General features: G+C 53.2%; 13 protein-coding genes and 1 tRNA gene. 8 read left to right on the plus strand and 6 right to left on the minus strand.

What is annotated here, in order from left to right; genetic code table 11:
• Positions 1-14: 14 nt before the first annotated feature.
• The 3 genes from Poly21_RS18135 (at position 15) to Poly21_RS18145 (ending at position 5560) form a co-directional block, all read left to right on the plus strand.
• Positions 15-1628: a sugar ABC transporter ATP-binding protein gene (locus Poly21_RS18135; protein WP_146408279.1), complete on the plus strand. Its 1614-nt coding sequence runs from the start codon at positions 15-17 to the stop codon at positions 1626-1628.
• Positions 1629-1782: 154 nt separating this feature from the next.
• Complete coding sequence (locus tag Poly21_RS18140; RefSeq protein WP_146408280.1) at positions 1783-2733, plus strand: endonuclease/exonuclease/phosphatase family protein; 951 nt, start codon at positions 1783-1785, stop codon at positions 2731-2733.
• Between the two features lie 115 nt (positions 2734-2848).
• On the plus strand, positions 2849-5560 hold the full coding sequence (locus Poly21_RS18145; RefSeq protein WP_146408281.1) for a hypothetical protein: 2712 nt from the start codon (positions 2849-2851) through the stop codon (positions 5558-5560).
• A gap of 773 nt (positions 5561-6333) precedes the next feature.
• Here Poly21_RS18145 and Poly21_RS18150 read toward each other — a convergent pair.
• Positions 6334-7443, minus strand: a complete 1110-nt coding sequence (locus Poly21_RS18150; RefSeq protein WP_146408282.1) for a hypothetical protein — start codon at positions 7441-7443, stop codon at positions 6334-6336.
• 113 nt (positions 7444-7556) lie between these two features.
• On the opposite strand from Poly21_RS18150, the gene Poly21_RS18155 reads away from it, so the two are divergent.
• Together Poly21_RS18155 and Poly21_RS18160 are read left to right on the plus strand one after the other, a co-directional pair.
• Positions 7557-7907, plus strand: a complete 351-nt coding sequence (locus tag Poly21_RS18155) for a hypothetical protein (RefSeq protein WP_146408283.1) — start codon at positions 7557-7559, stop codon at positions 7905-7907.
• Positions 7908-7963: 56 nt separating this feature from the next.
• Positions 7964-8425, plus strand: coding sequence for a hypothetical protein (locus Poly21_RS18160; RefSeq protein WP_146408284.1), 462 nt, complete (start codon positions 7964-7966; stop codon positions 8423-8425).
• Between the two features lie 160 nt (positions 8426-8585).
• Here the strand turns inward: Poly21_RS18160 and Poly21_RS18165 are convergent, their stop codons facing one another.
• On the minus strand, positions 8586-9017 hold the full coding sequence (locus Poly21_RS18165; protein ID WP_146408285.1) for a MerR family transcriptional regulator: 432 nt from the start codon (positions 9015-9017) through the stop codon (positions 8586-8588).
• 358 nt (positions 9018-9375) lie between these two features.
• Here Poly21_RS18165 and Poly21_RS18170 point away from each other — a divergent pair, with 358 nt between their 5' ends.
• Positions 9376-9606: a hypothetical protein gene (locus tag Poly21_RS18170; RefSeq protein ID WP_146408286.1), complete on the plus strand. Its 231-nt coding sequence runs from the start codon at positions 9376-9378 to the stop codon at positions 9604-9606.
• Between the two features lie 293 nt (positions 9607-9899).
• On the opposite strand, the gene Poly21_RS18175 is transcribed toward Poly21_RS18170, so the two are convergent.
• Together Poly21_RS18175 and Poly21_RS18180 are read right to left on the minus strand one after the other, a co-directional pair.
• A complete protein-coding gene (locus Poly21_RS18175; protein ID WP_146408287.1) occupies positions 9900-10862 on the minus strand; it encodes a lipase family protein in 963 nt (320 codons plus the stop codon).
• A 2-nt stretch (positions 10863-10864) separates the two neighbouring features.
• The gene (locus Poly21_RS18180) at positions 10865-11392 is read right to left on the minus strand and encodes an adenylate/guanylate cyclase domain-containing protein (protein ID WP_302119487.1); all 528 of its coding nucleotides are present in this window, start codon (positions 11390-11392) and stop codon (positions 10865-10867) included.
• Between the two features lie 308 nt (positions 11393-11700).
• Between Poly21_RS18180 and Poly21_RS18185 the strand changes: the two genes are divergently transcribed.
• Both Poly21_RS18185 and Poly21_RS18190 read left to right on the plus strand, forming a co-directional pair.
• Positions 11701-12366, plus strand: coding sequence for a hypothetical protein (locus tag Poly21_RS18185; protein ID WP_146408289.1), 666 nt, complete (start codon positions 11701-11703; stop codon positions 12364-12366).
• A gap of 961 nt (positions 12367-13327) precedes the next feature.
• Positions 13328-13705, plus strand: a complete 378-nt coding sequence (locus Poly21_RS18190) for a hypothetical protein (protein ID WP_146408290.1) — start codon at positions 13328-13330, stop codon at positions 13703-13705.
• 243 nt (positions 13706-13948) lie between these two features.
• Here Poly21_RS18190 and Poly21_RS18195 read toward each other — a convergent pair whose 3' ends face one another.
• Positions 13949-15448 (minus strand): hypothetical protein, encoded by a 1500-nt coding sequence (locus Poly21_RS18195; protein ID WP_302119490.1) that lies wholly within the window; start codon positions 15446-15448, stop codon positions 13949-13951.
• A 157-nt stretch (positions 15449-15605) separates the two neighbouring features.
• Positions 15606-15692, minus strand: a tRNA-Ser gene (locus Poly21_RS18200).
• Positions 15693-15706 lie beyond the last annotated feature (14 nt).

Raw genomic sequence — 15706 nt, forward strand, 5'->3', positions numbered from 1 at the left:
ACACGAGATCCATCATGACACTGCGGTTGCAACTGAGTGAGATCGGTAAGTCGTTTGGCGCCACGCGCGCGCTTGATGCCGTCGACCTCAGTGTTGGTGCGGGCGAAGTTCATGCAATCATTGGTGAAAACGGGGCGGGCAAGAGTACCTTGATGAAGGTGCTCAGCGGCGCCCATCGCCCCGACCAAGGTGACATTCGGCTCGATGGCAAGGTGATCGAATTTGCCGACCCACGCCAATCCCAAGCTGCGGGGATTGCCATGATCTATCAAGAGCTGAATCTGGCGCCCGAGCTTTCGGTCGGCCAAAACATTTTGTTGGGCCATGAACTGCGGCACACTGGCACTCCGCTGCGAGCGATCGCGGGAAAGCTCGGCTGGATCGACGGCACGGCCGAGCGTCGCTGGGCGAGCGAAGCCCTTGAGAAATTGAATTGCGCGCATCTCGCTCTGGACCGCCCTGCAGGCGAATTATCGATTGCTGAACAACAGATGGTCGAAATAGCGAGAGCAATTGTCACTTCGCAACACGACCCATCGCAATCGCTCAAGCTGTTAATCCTTGACGAGCCCACGAGCAGTCTCACGCAAGTCGACACCCAGCGTCTGTTCGCCGTGATCGAGCAACTCGCGGCGACCGGCGTGAGCGTTCTTTATATCAGCCATTTTCTCGAAGAATGCCAACGCATCGCCGATCGATATACCGTCCTCCGCGACGGACGCAGCGTCCGTTGCGGCTCAATGCCCGCCCACGCCGCCAGATCAGACCGCCCTGACCGTACCGATCGGTCGGTATCAGAGCGGACCTCCGAGCCAGCCGCAACAGCCACGATGGATGACATCATTCACAGCATGGTAGGGCGGGAACTCTCCAATCTTTATCCGCACTTTGCCCATACTCGCGGAGAGGTCGCTCTCCAGGTCAAACAACTCTCCAGCGACACCGGCCCAGCGGCGGTTGATTTCGAGGTTTACCACGGTGAAATTTTTGGAATCGCGGGGCTGATCGGAGCTGGACGCACTGAGACGCTGCGTACCATCTTCGGTCTCGACCGACTTACCACTGGCGAGGTACGCGTCGCTGGTCGAGCGTCCAGCCGTCGACGTCCTGACCTGAGTTGGTCACGCGATCAGATGGGGATGGTATCGGAAGACCGCAAGGACGAAGGGCTGTTTCTAGCCCGCAGCCTGAGCGACAACCTGACCATTACAAGGGCCCGGTCGTATCGCCGATATGGATTGCTCCGCGATACACCAATGGCCAACGACACTCGGCAGTGGATGCGAACGCTCGATGTGAAAGCAGCGTCACCTGATCAGCTCATCGGCGAGCTCTCCGGAGGCAATCAGCAGAAAATCGCGCTGGCGAGATTGTTGCTACACGACTGCAACATTTTGTTGCTCGACGAGCCTACCCGGGGCATCGACATCGGCAGCAAGAGTACGATCTATGAACAAATCGGCCAACTCGCCAGCCAAGGAAAAGCAATCGTGTTGGTCAGCAGTTATCTTCCAGAATTGCTGGGGGTCTGCGACCGCATCGGAGTCTTTGCCAGCGGTCGCTTGGTGGACGTCCGCCCGACAGCCGACTGGAACGAGCACCAACTGCTCGAATCGGCGATTGGTTGAAGCGAACGGTTGATTGACCAGACTTGGACATACGTGTCGGCTACAGTGAATCCCACCTGCAGTCGTCGCGTGGCGTGATTGGCAGCACGTTCTGCTGGTCGTGCATACGCGCATCAATCGACATTGCGGACGGGCAACCGGAATCTCAATACAAATGAATAATGTCATTAAAATCGCCGGTAGTTTTGAGGCCGTACTCGCTGTTGTTCTCTCGATCGCCACCGCTGCATCGCTATTTGCTCGTTACCACTGGATCTTCGATACGGTAGCGAATTTCCGTGTCCAGGGTCTGATCGCAGTCATGGTGCTCGGGGGACTGGCATTGCTGCTGCGAGACTGGTGGACTTTCGCATTGGCGGCGGCGTTGATGCTGGCGAATTTGTCGATGATCAATTTTGGATCGATGGATCACGCCGCGAGCGCTACCGGTTGCCGTCCGCTGCGGATCGTCACTACCAACGTGCTGACTTCGAACGAGCGACACGACGACATCATTGATGAACTGCGTCTGCTCGATGCGGACGTCATCGTCGTGATCGAACTCAGCACCAAACTGGCTGCGCGGCTACGAGAGTCCTTCCAAGATTCGCACCCCTACCAAACCATTCACGAACAAGACATCGGAAATTTCGGAATCGGCATCCTGTCTCGACTGCCGTTGCGATCTGCGAGAGCGCTTCCGCTGGCAGGATGCCCGCTAAGTTTGGAGGTGACCGTGGACGACTGCTGCATCATCGCGACGCATCCTGTGCCACCGGTGGGCGATATTCATTTCGATAACCGCAATCGCCAGCTTAAAAAACTTGCCGCTTACGTTCGCCCCGAGTTAGGCCGCCCTCGGCGAACGGTGGTCGTCGGCGACCTCAACCTCACGCCCTGGAATGCGAACTTCACCGATCTGCTTCGCTCGGCAGGGCTGCGACGGGCAGCTCCGCGTTGGGATTTCCGTCCGACATGGTATGCCCGCCCAGCGTTTCCGCTCGGGCTGCGAATTGACCATGTCCTGATTAGCGACGATTTGGTTTGCACTGGTTTTCAGATCGGTAGCGATTGCGGGTCGGATCACCGCAGTGTGTGTGTCACCCTTCATTCCCGAGCCCGTTGAGTTGAGCGTCAGGGAGAAAAATCGAAGATTTTGTAAATGAGTGCACGGATCTGAGCACGCGGCGTCACTATTGTTCTAGACGATATCACCGACAGCTTTTTCGATCGAGAAACACATGCGACTGACTCTCCGGACCCTGCTGGCCTACCTCGACGACATGCTCGAAGATGAGGACGCGAATGCCCTCAAAGCCAAAATCGACGAGAGCGGGATTGCCACAGCGCTGATTGCACGAATTCGAAATTCCGTCGACAAACGTGAAATCGGCGCGATCTCGCCCGACGCGATCGGGCCCCTCGAGAACGCCAATGCGATGAGTGAGTATCTCGACAGCACGTTGTCACCGGAACAGATCGCCGAGATCGAGCGACTGTGTTTGGAATCGGATACGTCGCTTTCTGAAGCGGCCGCCTGTCACCAGATCTTGACGGTGGTGCTGGGACAGCCCGCTCAGGTCAGCGACCGACTGCGGCAGCGCATCTACAAGCTGCCCAGCAGCGACGAGTTGCGGGCAATGGAGAAGCAGTCTCAACCCGCAGCAGATACCCGCTCCGCAAAACCTGCTCCTCCCCCTGAACCGGTGACGTACTCCGGGGTTGAGATTCCGAATGATACGCCGAAAAAAACGAGCCCTTCTCAAGGGAGCAACTATGCTCTCGCCAACGCATCGGCAGCAGATCTGGATCGGGATGCAATGGACTTTGATCGCGATGCTGCCACGGCGATTCGTCCTGTTGGACCAAAGGATTCCGGTGTCGCGAACGCCTCGGCGCGGCTCCGCAAAACAGTCGATCCAGATGATGATTCTGGTCGCAGCGAAGCAGAGATTGTTGCGGGCACGACCCGGGCAATGATGGACCGAACCGATGGATACGGTCGCGGCATCCGCCCCTCGCGAATCACTTCCTGGCTGGTTGCGTTGGCCCTGGCGGGCGTCCTGATGTATGCGCTTGGCCAAGTGTTCTCGCCACTGAGCGAGAAAGACATCAGTGGTGACAGTGCCGTTGCCCAGCACGAGGGCGACAAGGATACGAAGTCGACGACGAAACCCAGTAGGTCAGAGCCTACCGATTTACCTTCGCAGACGCCCGCCAACGGCCCCGCGACGAACGAATCCGTTCCAGAGCAGGAGCCACCTGCACAGACCGATCCGAAGGCGACTGCCGCTCAGGAGTCAACCGACAGTGTGCCCGATCCTACGGACGCTGCGCCGGTGGATGCCGCCACGACACCCGATCTCATGCCGACGCCAGTCGAAACTCCTGCTGAGTCGGCCGTCCCCGCCTCAACAGCGAGAGAACCCGAGGACATGGATGTTGCGGACGCCGAGAATCTTGATCCAACCGGTGCAACCACCACTGACTTGGCCCCTGAGATGACCGCTGAGGACCTGGGGGCTGAGATGAGCCCAACTCCCGCTCCGACAATTCCCGGGAGCGACATGGATGCCGAAATAGAACCTGCTGCCGAAATAGAACCCGCTGCCGAAGTAAAACCCGCTGCCGAAGTAGAATCCGGTGCTCCGAAAACAACGACAGTGGAGGATGCGACTCCCACCTCCGCACCTGTTGTCGCCGAGATGAATCAAACCGGCAGTCTCGTCATTGTTCGCCAGGGCGATGTTTGGAAGCGGTTGATGGCACGCGAGGCAGAGGCTGATCCAGCGATGGCGCCCGCCGAACCCGAGGCAGCCGACGCCGAGCCAGCCAACCCCGAAACCGCTGAACCAACTCCCAACTCGCCAGCCCCTGCTCCCAGTGACTCCAGCGTCCTGGCCGGGCAGACCATTGTGGCTCCAGCACTCTTTCGCCCTACACTCCTGAATTCTGGTGGCATCGAATGGACACTCGCCGGGCCCACGCGGATGCGAATCGGACAGAACGAAACCATCGGTGTGGTAACACAGATTCTAGATGGCCGAATCTTGCTGGCGTCGACAAAACCAAACGTGAACACCATGGTGATGCTCGGCCAGCGTCAGATCAAAATCGCCATGCCTGAGTCGCAGACTGTGCTGGCGATCGAATTGAACCATTTCCGTCCGCTTGGTGCGAATCCACTGGTGCCGACGAACCGAATCCCAAACTACCGCGTGATTTCTGTCCAAGGAACGGTCATGATCCAGGCCGTTCCAGTCGCTGGGGCTCCGGATCCCTCGGCTGGTGAGACGCTGACCCTTGAGACGAACCAGCAGTACCAAGGCAAAGGGACGCAGCCTGCGACAATTGGACCAGTCGATCGACTGCCTGCCTGGATTGATGCTGATGCGAAAAAGGATGTGCTCGCCGACTCAGCTCGAGACGGCCTGATCGAGTTCACGACTCGAGACGAGCCGATTGAGAAATCACTCCGCGAAGCAATGACGTTTCGCCGTGTGGAAGTCGCCGCCCTGGCTGCCGAAACATTGCTTCTGCTCGGCCGAGCGGATGTGTATTTCGGGGGCGATGGGATTCTCAACCGCCCGCGTCAGCGACTCTATTGGCAAGAACACGTCGAGATGCTGCGGCAACAAATCGCGTCCGATGCGGATGCGGCTGAAGCCGTGCGGGCGGCCATCGAGCGTGCCGAGCTGGCCGACAGCAAGCGACTTTTCAAGCTACTCGTAGGGTTCACTCCTGAGGAACTCGCCGCCGGAGCCGATGCTGAACTCGTCGAGCTCTTGGATTCACCCTCGATGGCAGTACGGGTGCTGACGATCGAGAACTTACGAGGAATCGCAGGCGATACTCTTGGGTACCGAGCCGATCAAGAAAATGCCAACTCTCGCAAAAGCGATATCAAAAAATGGGACACGCGGTTGCGCCGCGGTGATATTCGCTACCCGTAATGACGAGATAGTTAGATCTTTCCAAGACATGCCCTGTGTGTGTCTCGGAGAGAAATTGCAGTTTGACCTGCGCGTCTCAGGAGACGCGGCAACTCAGGTCAAGCGGATGGGGTGGGATTCGAGATTTGAATCATGAAAACACTGTTTTTAGCGATAAAACGCCACTTTCTCTTCCCGTCCCAATTTCTTATCAGAACACTATCAGACTCCTATCAGAACACCAACTGCGGTGTCTGGCACTCCGAAAAAAAAGTTCGTGATTCCGGTTTATTCTTGTTTTCAGACACCTCAGGCACCAATTCGTTTTAACTCCTGACCGCACTGGGCCCATTGAGTTGTTCAAATCCCTCGTCGTCGGTTTCGAGCAAACTTCCCTTGCTGCTGCGGATGCATTGGGCGGACCTAGCTCTGAAGTCTGACCAGTTACAGACAAACCGTGTTGCAATTGTGCGACTTCAGCGTCCGAGAGCAGGTCGTGGTTTAGCCCCCTGAGAATTGCGTTGACGGACGATCCAAATTTCAAGTTTCCAGCTTTCCGAGTTTGCAAACTTCGATCATTCCTTCTCGGTCGGTCGTGGATGGATGGCTCCACGAACGAACAGCGACTCCGTGATAGAAGGCGTCTACCGTCCGCTTAATCGTCTGAGGGGAATTATGCCACGGAACTGGTCAAGTCCCACGCCGTGAACCTTGTTATTGCAATCTAGATTGATTGAGTCGAGCACGAGAAACGCCCGGACCTATGATCACACGTCTCCAATTTTTTCGGCCAGTCAGTCGTTGTCGCCAGTTCGTTTCTCGAATAAGTCGTCGTCTTTGAGTGCATCGAGTCGTCTGCAAAAATATGAAATAAAGTGCTCAGGTCGAATAATGGTTGTTCCCAACTGCCTTACTGCCCGGTCCCACAACTCAAGTACAGCTTCAGTGGCTTCCCGGTAGCAACCGACACCGAACTGCCTACGAACGTATTCAGGCCATTGTGGATGAAGTGCAATTTCCTCGACAACCTGCTCGAAATTTTTCGTCAGAAAGGTTTGTTCAGTGCTTTCATCGTCGATGTAAAACCTGATGAACAAATCGAGTATTTGCTCGGGTGACTGCGGGAGCAGTTTCAGTTCGTCAACCAACATCATTAAGCGATCCTTGACGTGTGCGTCGAGAGATCCTGTGTCTGCCATTCCACGTTCTCTGTATTCCTCCTTAAGCGATTCGACAAAATCTTGCCACTTTGGATGCTCACTTACACGGCTCACAACAAATAAATACAAACCGAAAGGGTTCTCACGCTCGTCGCCGGAAATGACGTAGTTATTGAACTTCCACTCCTCACAAAAGCCATCAAAAGCTGAATCCAGTTCGCCCAAACTTAATTCATCAAGTGCCGGACGCTCTGCGCCGAACTGTCTCGCAGCGAGATCGCCAATAAGCAACTCTTCTTGGAAACCGTACTGTGCGAGTGCCTTCCTCGTTGCTGTCGAGCTATGAATCTTCGCCTGTTGCAAAAATCGAAACTGATTGAGAATAAGCTTTACGGCGAATGACCATGAATCTCGATTGTCCAACAAATCTGACGGTCGAATTTCCACGTTGGGTTGCCAGAATTCAGAAACGTCATCTCGTCGAAAGAACTCTGTGAGGCGTTCAAGTTTCGGACGAGTTCTTGTGTCCACACGAGCTAATCCTGCTCGCCAAATACGCTGGACCCACTTCTTATCGTCACCGCAAAACCCAAGCGAATTCGCAAGTGATTCAGCGCTCTCAATCTGTTTGGCAAGAGCGAATTTCTGCAAGTTGACCTGAAAAATTTCCGCTGGCCTCATTCTCAACTCCTTGTTGGCAAACGATTTGCGACAAGTTTTACCAAAGTTTTCCCACGCACGCACGTTTCCAGGAAGAGTATAGCCGCTGATGAAACCCGGTGCGTGACCCGGGCAGCGGCTTAGTCGAGGCCCAACGTGGAGCCTCGCTCCCACACCTGTTCTAGGGAGAACGCCACATGGCAAAGGAAAATGCAGATCAAATCGAGCAATCTTACTTCCGCCACAATTTTCGTTGCTGGCTTGAGAAACGCCCCAACGGGACGTTGGGTCAGCTTCGAGATTGGCTCGAAAGAGTTCACGACCAGTGCTGGAAATTTGTTGACAGAGATGATCCGGCAATCGAGCAAACCAAAAAGATTCCGTCGCCACTGTGCGAGTACCTCAACTACTGGTCAGAGCACGATGGCGAGTCTTTCTCTTACCGAGAGGCCAACATCGAGGAGGACATCATGAACGTCGATGGGTTCATCGAAGACCTTGGCCCAAAGACCATGCTCGCTAGCTTTCCAGTTTTCGAAGTCGCTTGATCATGGCCGCAAAACAGCCTCACACACAATCACGAACCAGCAGGAATAAACCACACATGAAAACGAAACAATACCGACTAACCAAGGCCGAAAAGACTTTGTTGGACCGAATCCAACAGCGAAACCTCATCGGAGTCTGCAATCTGATGGCAACGCAAATTTATCGAGAGCACATGAGCGTCCATCGAGGAGCATGGTTGATCGACGAAGACGAGTTTCCAGAGGGCGAAGGAGAGTGCCTGATATTTGGCAACGACTCATTTACCTCGGATGTTCGAGCCCGAAAGGAGGTTGCTCAAGTTGTGTCGAGACTCGATAGCCTTGCCATTCGAGTCTTCGAGTTCGGTCTAGGGCCAGATGGTTACACATGGGCGCTATGGGTGGATTCTGATGACGAAGAACTTTTAGACCTCATCGTCTGGGATGTTTGGTTTGACATCACTGTAGGCAAAGAGAACCCAATGAAGGAAAAACTGAACGAGTACCTCGACGAAATGGGGTATGAAGTAACGGCGTAGCCAAACCGGAAGACAACAGCGAGCAGCGGGGCCTCGGCATAACACCGAGGCCCCGCTGTTGTTGCAATTAAACAAGTTTCACTATTTTCTTGTTTTACGCTCCAGCAAATGTGTCATATGATGTTTGCGAGCAGGTTAACGACGAACCATTATTAGCCTCTCAACAGCCTCGACTGGCTTTACTGCCGTCAGTTTGAGGATCAATTCCGCAACGCTGCGGAAGCACCCCCTTTAGTAAAAATCCGTTTTGGATGTCCTGGCTACCGGTCTGCGCTGACTCAACGCTCCGGTCGCAAATGAATTTCGCAGAGAGTCCTTCCATGAACTTGTCCAACGTGGGCAAGACAGTTTTGCACCTATTCATGAAGAGAAATCTATGATTAAGCCGCATTTCAGGGAACGGAATCTGTCCTGCATCCATGCGTGACCGCAGGGTTTCGTAGGGCACGCTGAGTTGATCAGCGATCTCTTTGATTGAGACCAATCCCAAAGTTTCCTTGATGCTGTGTTGTGGTAATGCGGCAAGGATTGCATCAATTCCGATTGTGTCGCAAAGTTTTTTGCAGATGTCGTGTTGTTTGTTGCGAGTCATGTATCGCCTCCATTCTTATGTAGTATTGAGTCGATGATTTTGCGTCACAAAACATGAATCAAATTCATGACTTGCAAAAATGCTTGACTTTATTTTTTGACTCGGCTATCTTTCAAACCACGACATGAAATCTGTCGCACGAAGAGTTTCAATGAGCTTACTTGGACGCATTCATTTGTGTCCCCCACCTGCTCCTCTTCTGCAACATGTCGGACCAGACGTTGCGAACGGTTGCCTTGCAATCGACCGCTGATGGTCTGGTTTTTTCCAGGCTCATAGAGCCATTCAAATCCCGTTGGCGATTATTGCGTTTTGATGCGCCGATGATGCGCCGACATTGAGCAGGTGAGGTATCCAAATGAACCAGTCGCCCCAAAACAACGCAGCCGATCTTACGGTGCAGGCCCAAGTCTCTCGTATTGGTGAAATCAATCGATGTGGTAGTTGCGATGCGTGTTGCACCGCATTGGGCATTGCCGACGATCAACTGAAGAAGATATCGACAATCACGGAAACACTTTCTGATCATGGAGGAAATACAAATGATCGAACGACCATTGACCTACGACGCTGCGGTGACTGCGTTTAAACAGATATTGCAAGGGACACGAGTAATACCCGACCAGCCCAATAAGGAGTTGTCGGAACTGAGGGGTACGACGTGGTACTTGCGAAACATTCATGGGCCTATGGCTCGTGTTAACCACAAAGGAGAAGTTCAAACAGGGAGGCTGGAGCAATGAGTGTAAATGCGATTTTCGAGATTAGCGACGAGCATATAATGCTGGCAGCCTTTTCAATTTCGGATGGCGGGCAACTTGATGTACTTGGACTGGGCTATCGCAGGCCAGACGGGAAGCTTGAGGCGAAATACCGAAACCGCTACCTGAGCGGCAGAAAAGATGCGTTTAACCTTCGACTGACTTCTGACTCTAGTGAATCTGATGTCGTCGAAAAACTGAGCGATATCTTTACGAGGATTTGCGGGGACTTTCCAAATACAAAAGGGCGGTTGCTTGGCCCATCTGAGATATCTCGGCTGTCCACTGGTGAACTCTTGGCGTTCTTAATGCGGCCTTTTCGTGACGAAGAGGAGCAGAAGTTATCGTGCTCGGATTGGAGTAACGATGGACACTGAGTGGACGATTCCACCGAGACGGATGCTGAAGCGCAAGCGAAAGGAAATGCGTGGTCGTCTTCAGCCAAGGCTCCCCCGAGGCTGTGACCGGTAATCCAAACACGCCGAGGGCTAGAGCGATTGAGCAGTTGATTCACTTGCGGTCGAAGTGCGTCGTACGCATTGTCAAAGCCCTTGTGGATGGCTCCGTCATCGACTCGGTTCGACAGAAACGAAAGGTTGCTGATCCAATCCGGTGAGTCATCGGTTCCCCGCAACACCACAATCGCCGTGTCGTCGAGACTCAAGACGTATCCAATCATCGACGAATCGACAATTGTTTCCGACGAAAAGCCCATGCGTTTGAATTCTTCACGGGCATTTACGGGGCTGCGATAGGAGAGGTCGCAGACTTCGGCCATGAGCCGAGCGACGGGCCAATCGCTCGCTTCGTCTGAATCCCAATCGCCATTCAACATATCTGACAAAGTAAGATCGGGTCTGGGTTTTGGACGATCTCGGTCACGCTCTTCTTCTTCGACCGTTTCACGTCCTGGCGACGAATAGATCAGTGCTACTAACCCAACGCCGCCACTGATCAAGAAACAAAATCCGATCCGGCGCACTAGCGACCGATGCTGCTCCGAAACGAACACAGTCAACCCAATCGGCAGGACCAATAGTCCAACGAGCAAAAGATATCCTGAATACTCCACAAACATATTCATGATCACTCCGATTTGAGTTCTTTGTCGGTATTGGCTGGGTTCTTTGAAACGCCAGCCTTGCTCCAAGGTTTTGTCGCAACACCTCGTTCAGTCGCCTCGCTGGCTTTCGTCGTTACCAGAACTCGTCCATCACGGGCCTCCGCTCTCAAGAGGTCTGCTTTGGCAGCCGATTCCTCTTGCTTATCGTCCAATTTTCCGAACGTCAAACCAGTTGCAACGTACGCTTTTCCGCTCTTGGTGAACTCGTCACGAAGATCGTCGTCGTCAAGTTCGTCGTAGACTTCTGCGGAAATGCGAATCTGTTTCGCCACCGATATTCTTTGCAAACGCTCTGCCTCCGTTGATTCACGACCGAAGCACATCGTTATGCGTTGTCCATGCACTCCCAAACGAGTAACAATCGCCTTGCCGACATCGACGCCCACTGCAACATGGATGTTTGTTCGGTCGCCCAGGTGTTCGTTCAGCACGTCTTCCATCGACGACTGAATTCCGAAATCCGACAGCACTGTCGAAGTTACGAACGTCATCAAAGACCGAATTGAACACATCAAGAACGTAGGTGTTCTGCGTGATGGCATTGCGGTTCGGTGCATCTAAGCCAGTCCAACAGTCGTATACAGTGACAGTCGAGCAGGTACGCCTAGTCCCAGTGAGGGCCGAGGTCTCAGCGTTCGGATGCCTTTCTTGCAACAGCCGAAGCAGGCTTGATGACTACCTAACAGCCAAATCCGCCTTCGACGATATTGAAGCACTTCCCATCGTCTACGTAACACTTGCAAGAGGTGCAATAGACTTCGGCGAACTATCTGCCGCAGACTCGTACCTAGAAAAATCGATGGAACTGCTTCCCCGAATTACGTCTGCTGTAGAGTTAGCTCGGACAAAAGAGGAGATAGGAAAGACGTTTATGATCATGCAGGCGTTCCAGAAAGGAGCAGACTACATTGAACAAGCCAAGGAACACTGGCGTTCTTCGAGGCTTGACTTTCAAGTTGGTGGTTTGCACGACATTTTGATCTGGGAGGCGCAGTTTGCAAGTAGCAAGGGCGACCACCGTACCGCAGAACTGCGGCTCGAAGAAATGTCCAAGGTAGTTTCAACATATGACCTGTCGCAGTCAAAATGCAGTTCGATTATTCACGACGCCTATGGCGTATGCCTAGCCCTCCTTGCGAATTCAAATAGTTCCGATCCAAGCCTTCCGATTCCGTTTGAGTACCGTGAGTATCACCCAGCTTTTTCAGGATGGGTCCGGCCTGCCGAACTGGTTCAGATTTTCGACCAAACAAAACTTTTGCCAATTGGGATCGAGATAGTTGATTCGAAAGAGTTGAGCGACAAGAAGGAAAGCCTGCGTTTGGCAAATGAGAGCATCAGTGAGTTTAATAGTGCGGTTTCAAGGGTGCTTGATCGGCTAGATACCAATGATTCCGTAGAAGATAATGAGGGTACGGGGCAGAGCGTACTCGATAATCCTAAAACGGCTGATTCACAACATTGAAAACCTCATTGATTGATTAATTGATTACAGGAACACACCTGTGTTCTTTTGCACGCCATTTACAAGCCGGATGTCCCACTGAAAAAGCTCGATGACCAAACCATCCGCTTGCTGTCGCTCCGGGACTATGTGCTATCGAAGCGACATTCCATGGGTAAAACTGTCGTTGTTGAACATACGCCACAGCCAGAAATCGTCGATTTGAAATTCCTGATCTGACTCGACGCAGAAGTTCCTAAAGGCGGATGACGACTCCACGCTACCGCACCATCGCTGCGATCTACCGAAAAAGGCTTGGCTCGACGGCAACCTCGATATGGCCACAGTCCGGTCTGGACAGAAGAAAGTGCCGCAGGGCAGCGGCGTTGTCAGAGTTAGCACTTCGGCCACAACAAATGATCCGTCGAACGCACAAGGGAGAAAAGGGACGCTTGACGTAGGGCAAAAGGTCGCCTTTCCCGACACGGAAGTCAGCGGCCACGGATTGAGAACTTTGGCCGGGATCGACAAAGGTATCTCCGTCTTCGTCCAAGTATGCGCCGAAGCTTCGGCAGAACACGACTCGCACTTCTTGTTCCGACTGGAACCAAGAGCAAGATCGCACGATACCTATACCAAGCATCTGTTCTGAACGTTCGAACGGAAGAATATGGAAACGGACCTTGCGAGTGCTTGGTTCTTCCAACGATTCACTGGGGCAAAATTCGAGAGATACGTGAGTCCGCACCATCACCGGATGCTGAAAATCTCGCAATCGAATCGGAGGAATCAGATGCGGACGAGTAAGTTGAGGGTGTTCCTGAGAAGTTGCTTCGTCGTTTTCTGCGTGTTCCTACCGCTTTCTTGTTTGTGGAACGCAGCAACAGGAACCCACTTTTGGAAGCCGTGGGAAATGGCGATCAGCGCCGTCTTGACCGTCGCCGTCTTCGGAGGTCTTTCTTGGCTGGTTACAAATGTTGGAATGGCTCTGTTGTTCGGCGAGAATTGGCAATACCGAGCTTACCGGAACAGCGGCGGTGATCCGTTTTTCGATTCGTTGCCTCAGGTTTTCAACCCAGATTCACAGACTGTTCGGCAAACACGGATGGATGAACCACAAACGAACTTCGTCCCTCCAGCAAGTTGGCAATTTCGGTGTCCGCAGTGCAATGCAAGAGTTCAGCATAGGGTCGATGTGTGTTGGAATTGCGGCTACGGCGCCGACAGCGACAGCACGGCGTATTTTGAACGATACGGCGATGTGAAGCCGCCAGAGATCAGCGAGGAACACTGGGCTAAGATTCGGGCCGAAGACCAGAATAGATTCCCGGTGGTGGTCACGTATCGCTCTGATGAATAATTGCTGTTTCGATTGACGGTCGTTGACACCGTCTGTCCCATACAGGAGCCTGCGTTCGGACTGTTCTTTTCAATGCAAAATCGTCTGGAAGATTGTCGATGACCTAACGTCTAGCATTTGACGCTCAGATCGGATCGGATCGGCTCTGGCAGTCGTGGCTGTCCTCATGTTGCTCGATAACGACGACGCCCAGCAAACTGGAGAGCTGCGAGCGGGCGACAGATCCGTTAAGCAGGGGCCGCCCTAGGTTGGACCGCTCGGCAACTCGGCCTCATCCTCCGGCAGCGATTCCTGTGGAAGCCACCATTTTTCTTGAGCGGAGATGGTGGCTCGGAAAAGACGAGCGTATGGCTTGTTTGCGTAGCACTTAAGTAAGTTGTCTTCGTCGGTTTTGTGAGCCAGTGCTAACGAAGCAAGGTCTCCATGATTGTTCAGGGCCAAGTAGTTGGAGAATGTCTTTCGTAGCTTTCCAATCGACAGCTTTCGACGTATCCGCTTGTCTGCCAATGCTCGGTCGACTGCGTTGTTGTACCGCCCCACAAACCTGGCCTCTGGTTTGGTTGTATTCGGTAGAACCAGGCCGAGTTCGTCGTAAATCTCGTTGTCTCGATACATCGGCTCGCCATCTTCCGTGAACAAGTATGGCCATGCATTCTGTCGGCAAATTTCAATCTGTCGTTTCACCAGATCAGATACCCATGGCCAGAGCAATGCCTCGCTATGAGTGAAAGACTTACGCCTCACTGTGATCAACCAATCTTGCTTGTCCGTGAAGCCAATGATCCTCCCCTTCGGATGAATCTTCCCAAAGTGAAAGTCGTCAACCCTAATTCTCCCAAGTTCTGCCGCTCCGCTGCACGCATTTAGTCCCAGACCGAGGATCAGCTTGGTCATTGGCTGAGCTGTCGTGAAGATTTCACAAAGCTCATCCGGCTCCCAGGACTTTTCTTCGATTGCGTTTCCTTCCGCATCGGATGAAAGGTTAATGACTTTCCGATTGATCACTTTGAGGTTTGGGATCGAAAACTCTTCGGGATAACGATGTCCGCAGTCGTTTAGAAAGCTGTAGAACTCATCGATCTGATTCTCGGCGTACGTTTTTGCGCAACGGTTTTCCCGCTTGGTTGTCGGTCGATTTCGCCAGAAATCAACGTGTTGTTTGATTTCTGCGAAACCGAACTGATGCAGCCAGCAATCAGGGAGCAATTCAATGAATTTGTTGACCTGGCCTTCCAGACGCTTGCTTCCTTGGAAGCTTCCGGCGTAGTTTTTCACCCGTTCATCTCTGTATGCGGCGAGCGCTGACAGCAATCTCGTCTTGGCGGGGCGGTTGTAACTGGTAACGGACGCTGCAATCTGCACCACAGCCTGCGCCTCGCCCTTGACCGTTATCCTAACGCCGACTTCACGAAGGCGATTTACCCATGAAACGTCGGGAGTGGGCATCGTGAAAGAAGTGTCGGCGAACTCTGGGTTCGGCCTTAAATCAAGCACTGCCCAGCCTGTCTTCTCGACTTGCCTGGCCAGACTGAGGAAAAGTTCAGTCCAAATGAAATGGCTAGCCATTCGGCAGTTTTCGAGGTAGATCTCTTCGATCCATTTGCGTCTTTGCGCAGCGATAGGTGCATCGAAGCCGAGCAGAAACTTCTGCTGCGGACCACCTTTTCTCTTTGCGCCGAGTTGCCTGCTGTAGCCACGCTTGGTGAGCTTAAGCGGAGTATTTCTAATGACGGGAAGCCGCATCGAATTACCCGTTCTAATGGGGGGCGAAAGGACTAATCAGGCCCTTATCAGAACACTATCAGAACAACTTGCAACCCCCTGGAATCACCGGGACAGGGAAATACGCTCAAAACCAAGCAAAATCCAGCTTTTCCAGTCGCTCAGGCTGAGCAGAAAGCGGATGGGGTGGGATTCGAACCCACGGTAGAGTTACCCCTACGCTAGTTTTCAAGACTAGAGCCTTCGTCCACTCGGCCACCCATCCGGTGTTGTTGTTTG

This window comes from Allorhodopirellula heiligendammensis (assembly GCF_007860105.1).
Classification (GTDB): Bacteria; Planctomycetota; Planctomycetia; order Pirellulales; family Pirellulaceae; genus Rhodopirellula; species Rhodopirellula heiligendammensis.

Excerpts from the sequence above, each read along its gene's own strand:
- Poly21_RS18135 (WP_146408279.1), top strand. The coding sequence starts at position 15 with ATGACACTGCGGTTGCAACTGAGTGAGATCGGTAAGTCGTTTGGCGCC.
- Poly21_RS18140 (WP_146408280.1), top strand. The coding sequence starts at position 1,783 with ATGAATAATGTCATTAAAATCGCCGGTAGTTTTGAGGCCGTACTCGCT.
- Poly21_RS18145 (WP_146408281.1), top strand. The coding sequence starts at position 2,849 with ATGCGACTGACTCTCCGGACCCTGCTGGCCTACCTCGACGACATGCTC.
- Poly21_RS18155 (WP_146408283.1), top strand. The coding sequence starts at position 7,557 with ATGGCAAAGGAAAATGCAGATCAAATCGAGCAATCTTACTTCCGCCAC.
- Poly21_RS18160 (WP_146408284.1), top strand. The coding sequence starts at position 7,964 with ATGAAAACGAAACAATACCGACTAACCAAGGCCGAAAAGACTTTGTTG.
- Poly21_RS18165 (WP_146408285.1), bottom strand. The coding sequence starts at position 9,017 with ATGACTCGCAACAAACAACACGACATCTGCAAAAAACTTTGCGACACA.
- Poly21_RS18170 (WP_146408286.1), top strand. The coding sequence starts at position 9,376 with ATGAACCAGTCGCCCCAAAACAACGCAGCCGATCTTACGGTGCAGGCC.
- Poly21_RS18175 (WP_146408287.1), bottom strand. The coding sequence starts at position 10,862 with ATGAATATGTTTGTGGAGTATTCAGGATATCTTTTGCTCGTTGGACTA.
- Poly21_RS18180 (WP_302119487.1), bottom strand. The coding sequence starts at position 11,392 with ATGACGTTCGTAACTTCGACAGTGCTGTCGGATTTCGGAATTCAGTCG.
- Poly21_RS18185 (WP_146408289.1), top strand. The coding sequence starts at position 11,701 with ATGGAACTGCTTCCCCGAATTACGTCTGCTGTAGAGTTAGCTCGGACA.
- Poly21_RS18190 (WP_146408290.1), top strand. The coding sequence starts at position 13,328 with ATGGCTCTGTTGTTCGGCGAGAATTGGCAATACCGAGCTTACCGGAAC.
- Poly21_RS18195 (WP_302119490.1), bottom strand. The coding sequence starts at position 15,448 with ATGCGGCTTCCCGTCATTAGAAATACTCCGCTTAAGCTCACCAAGCGT.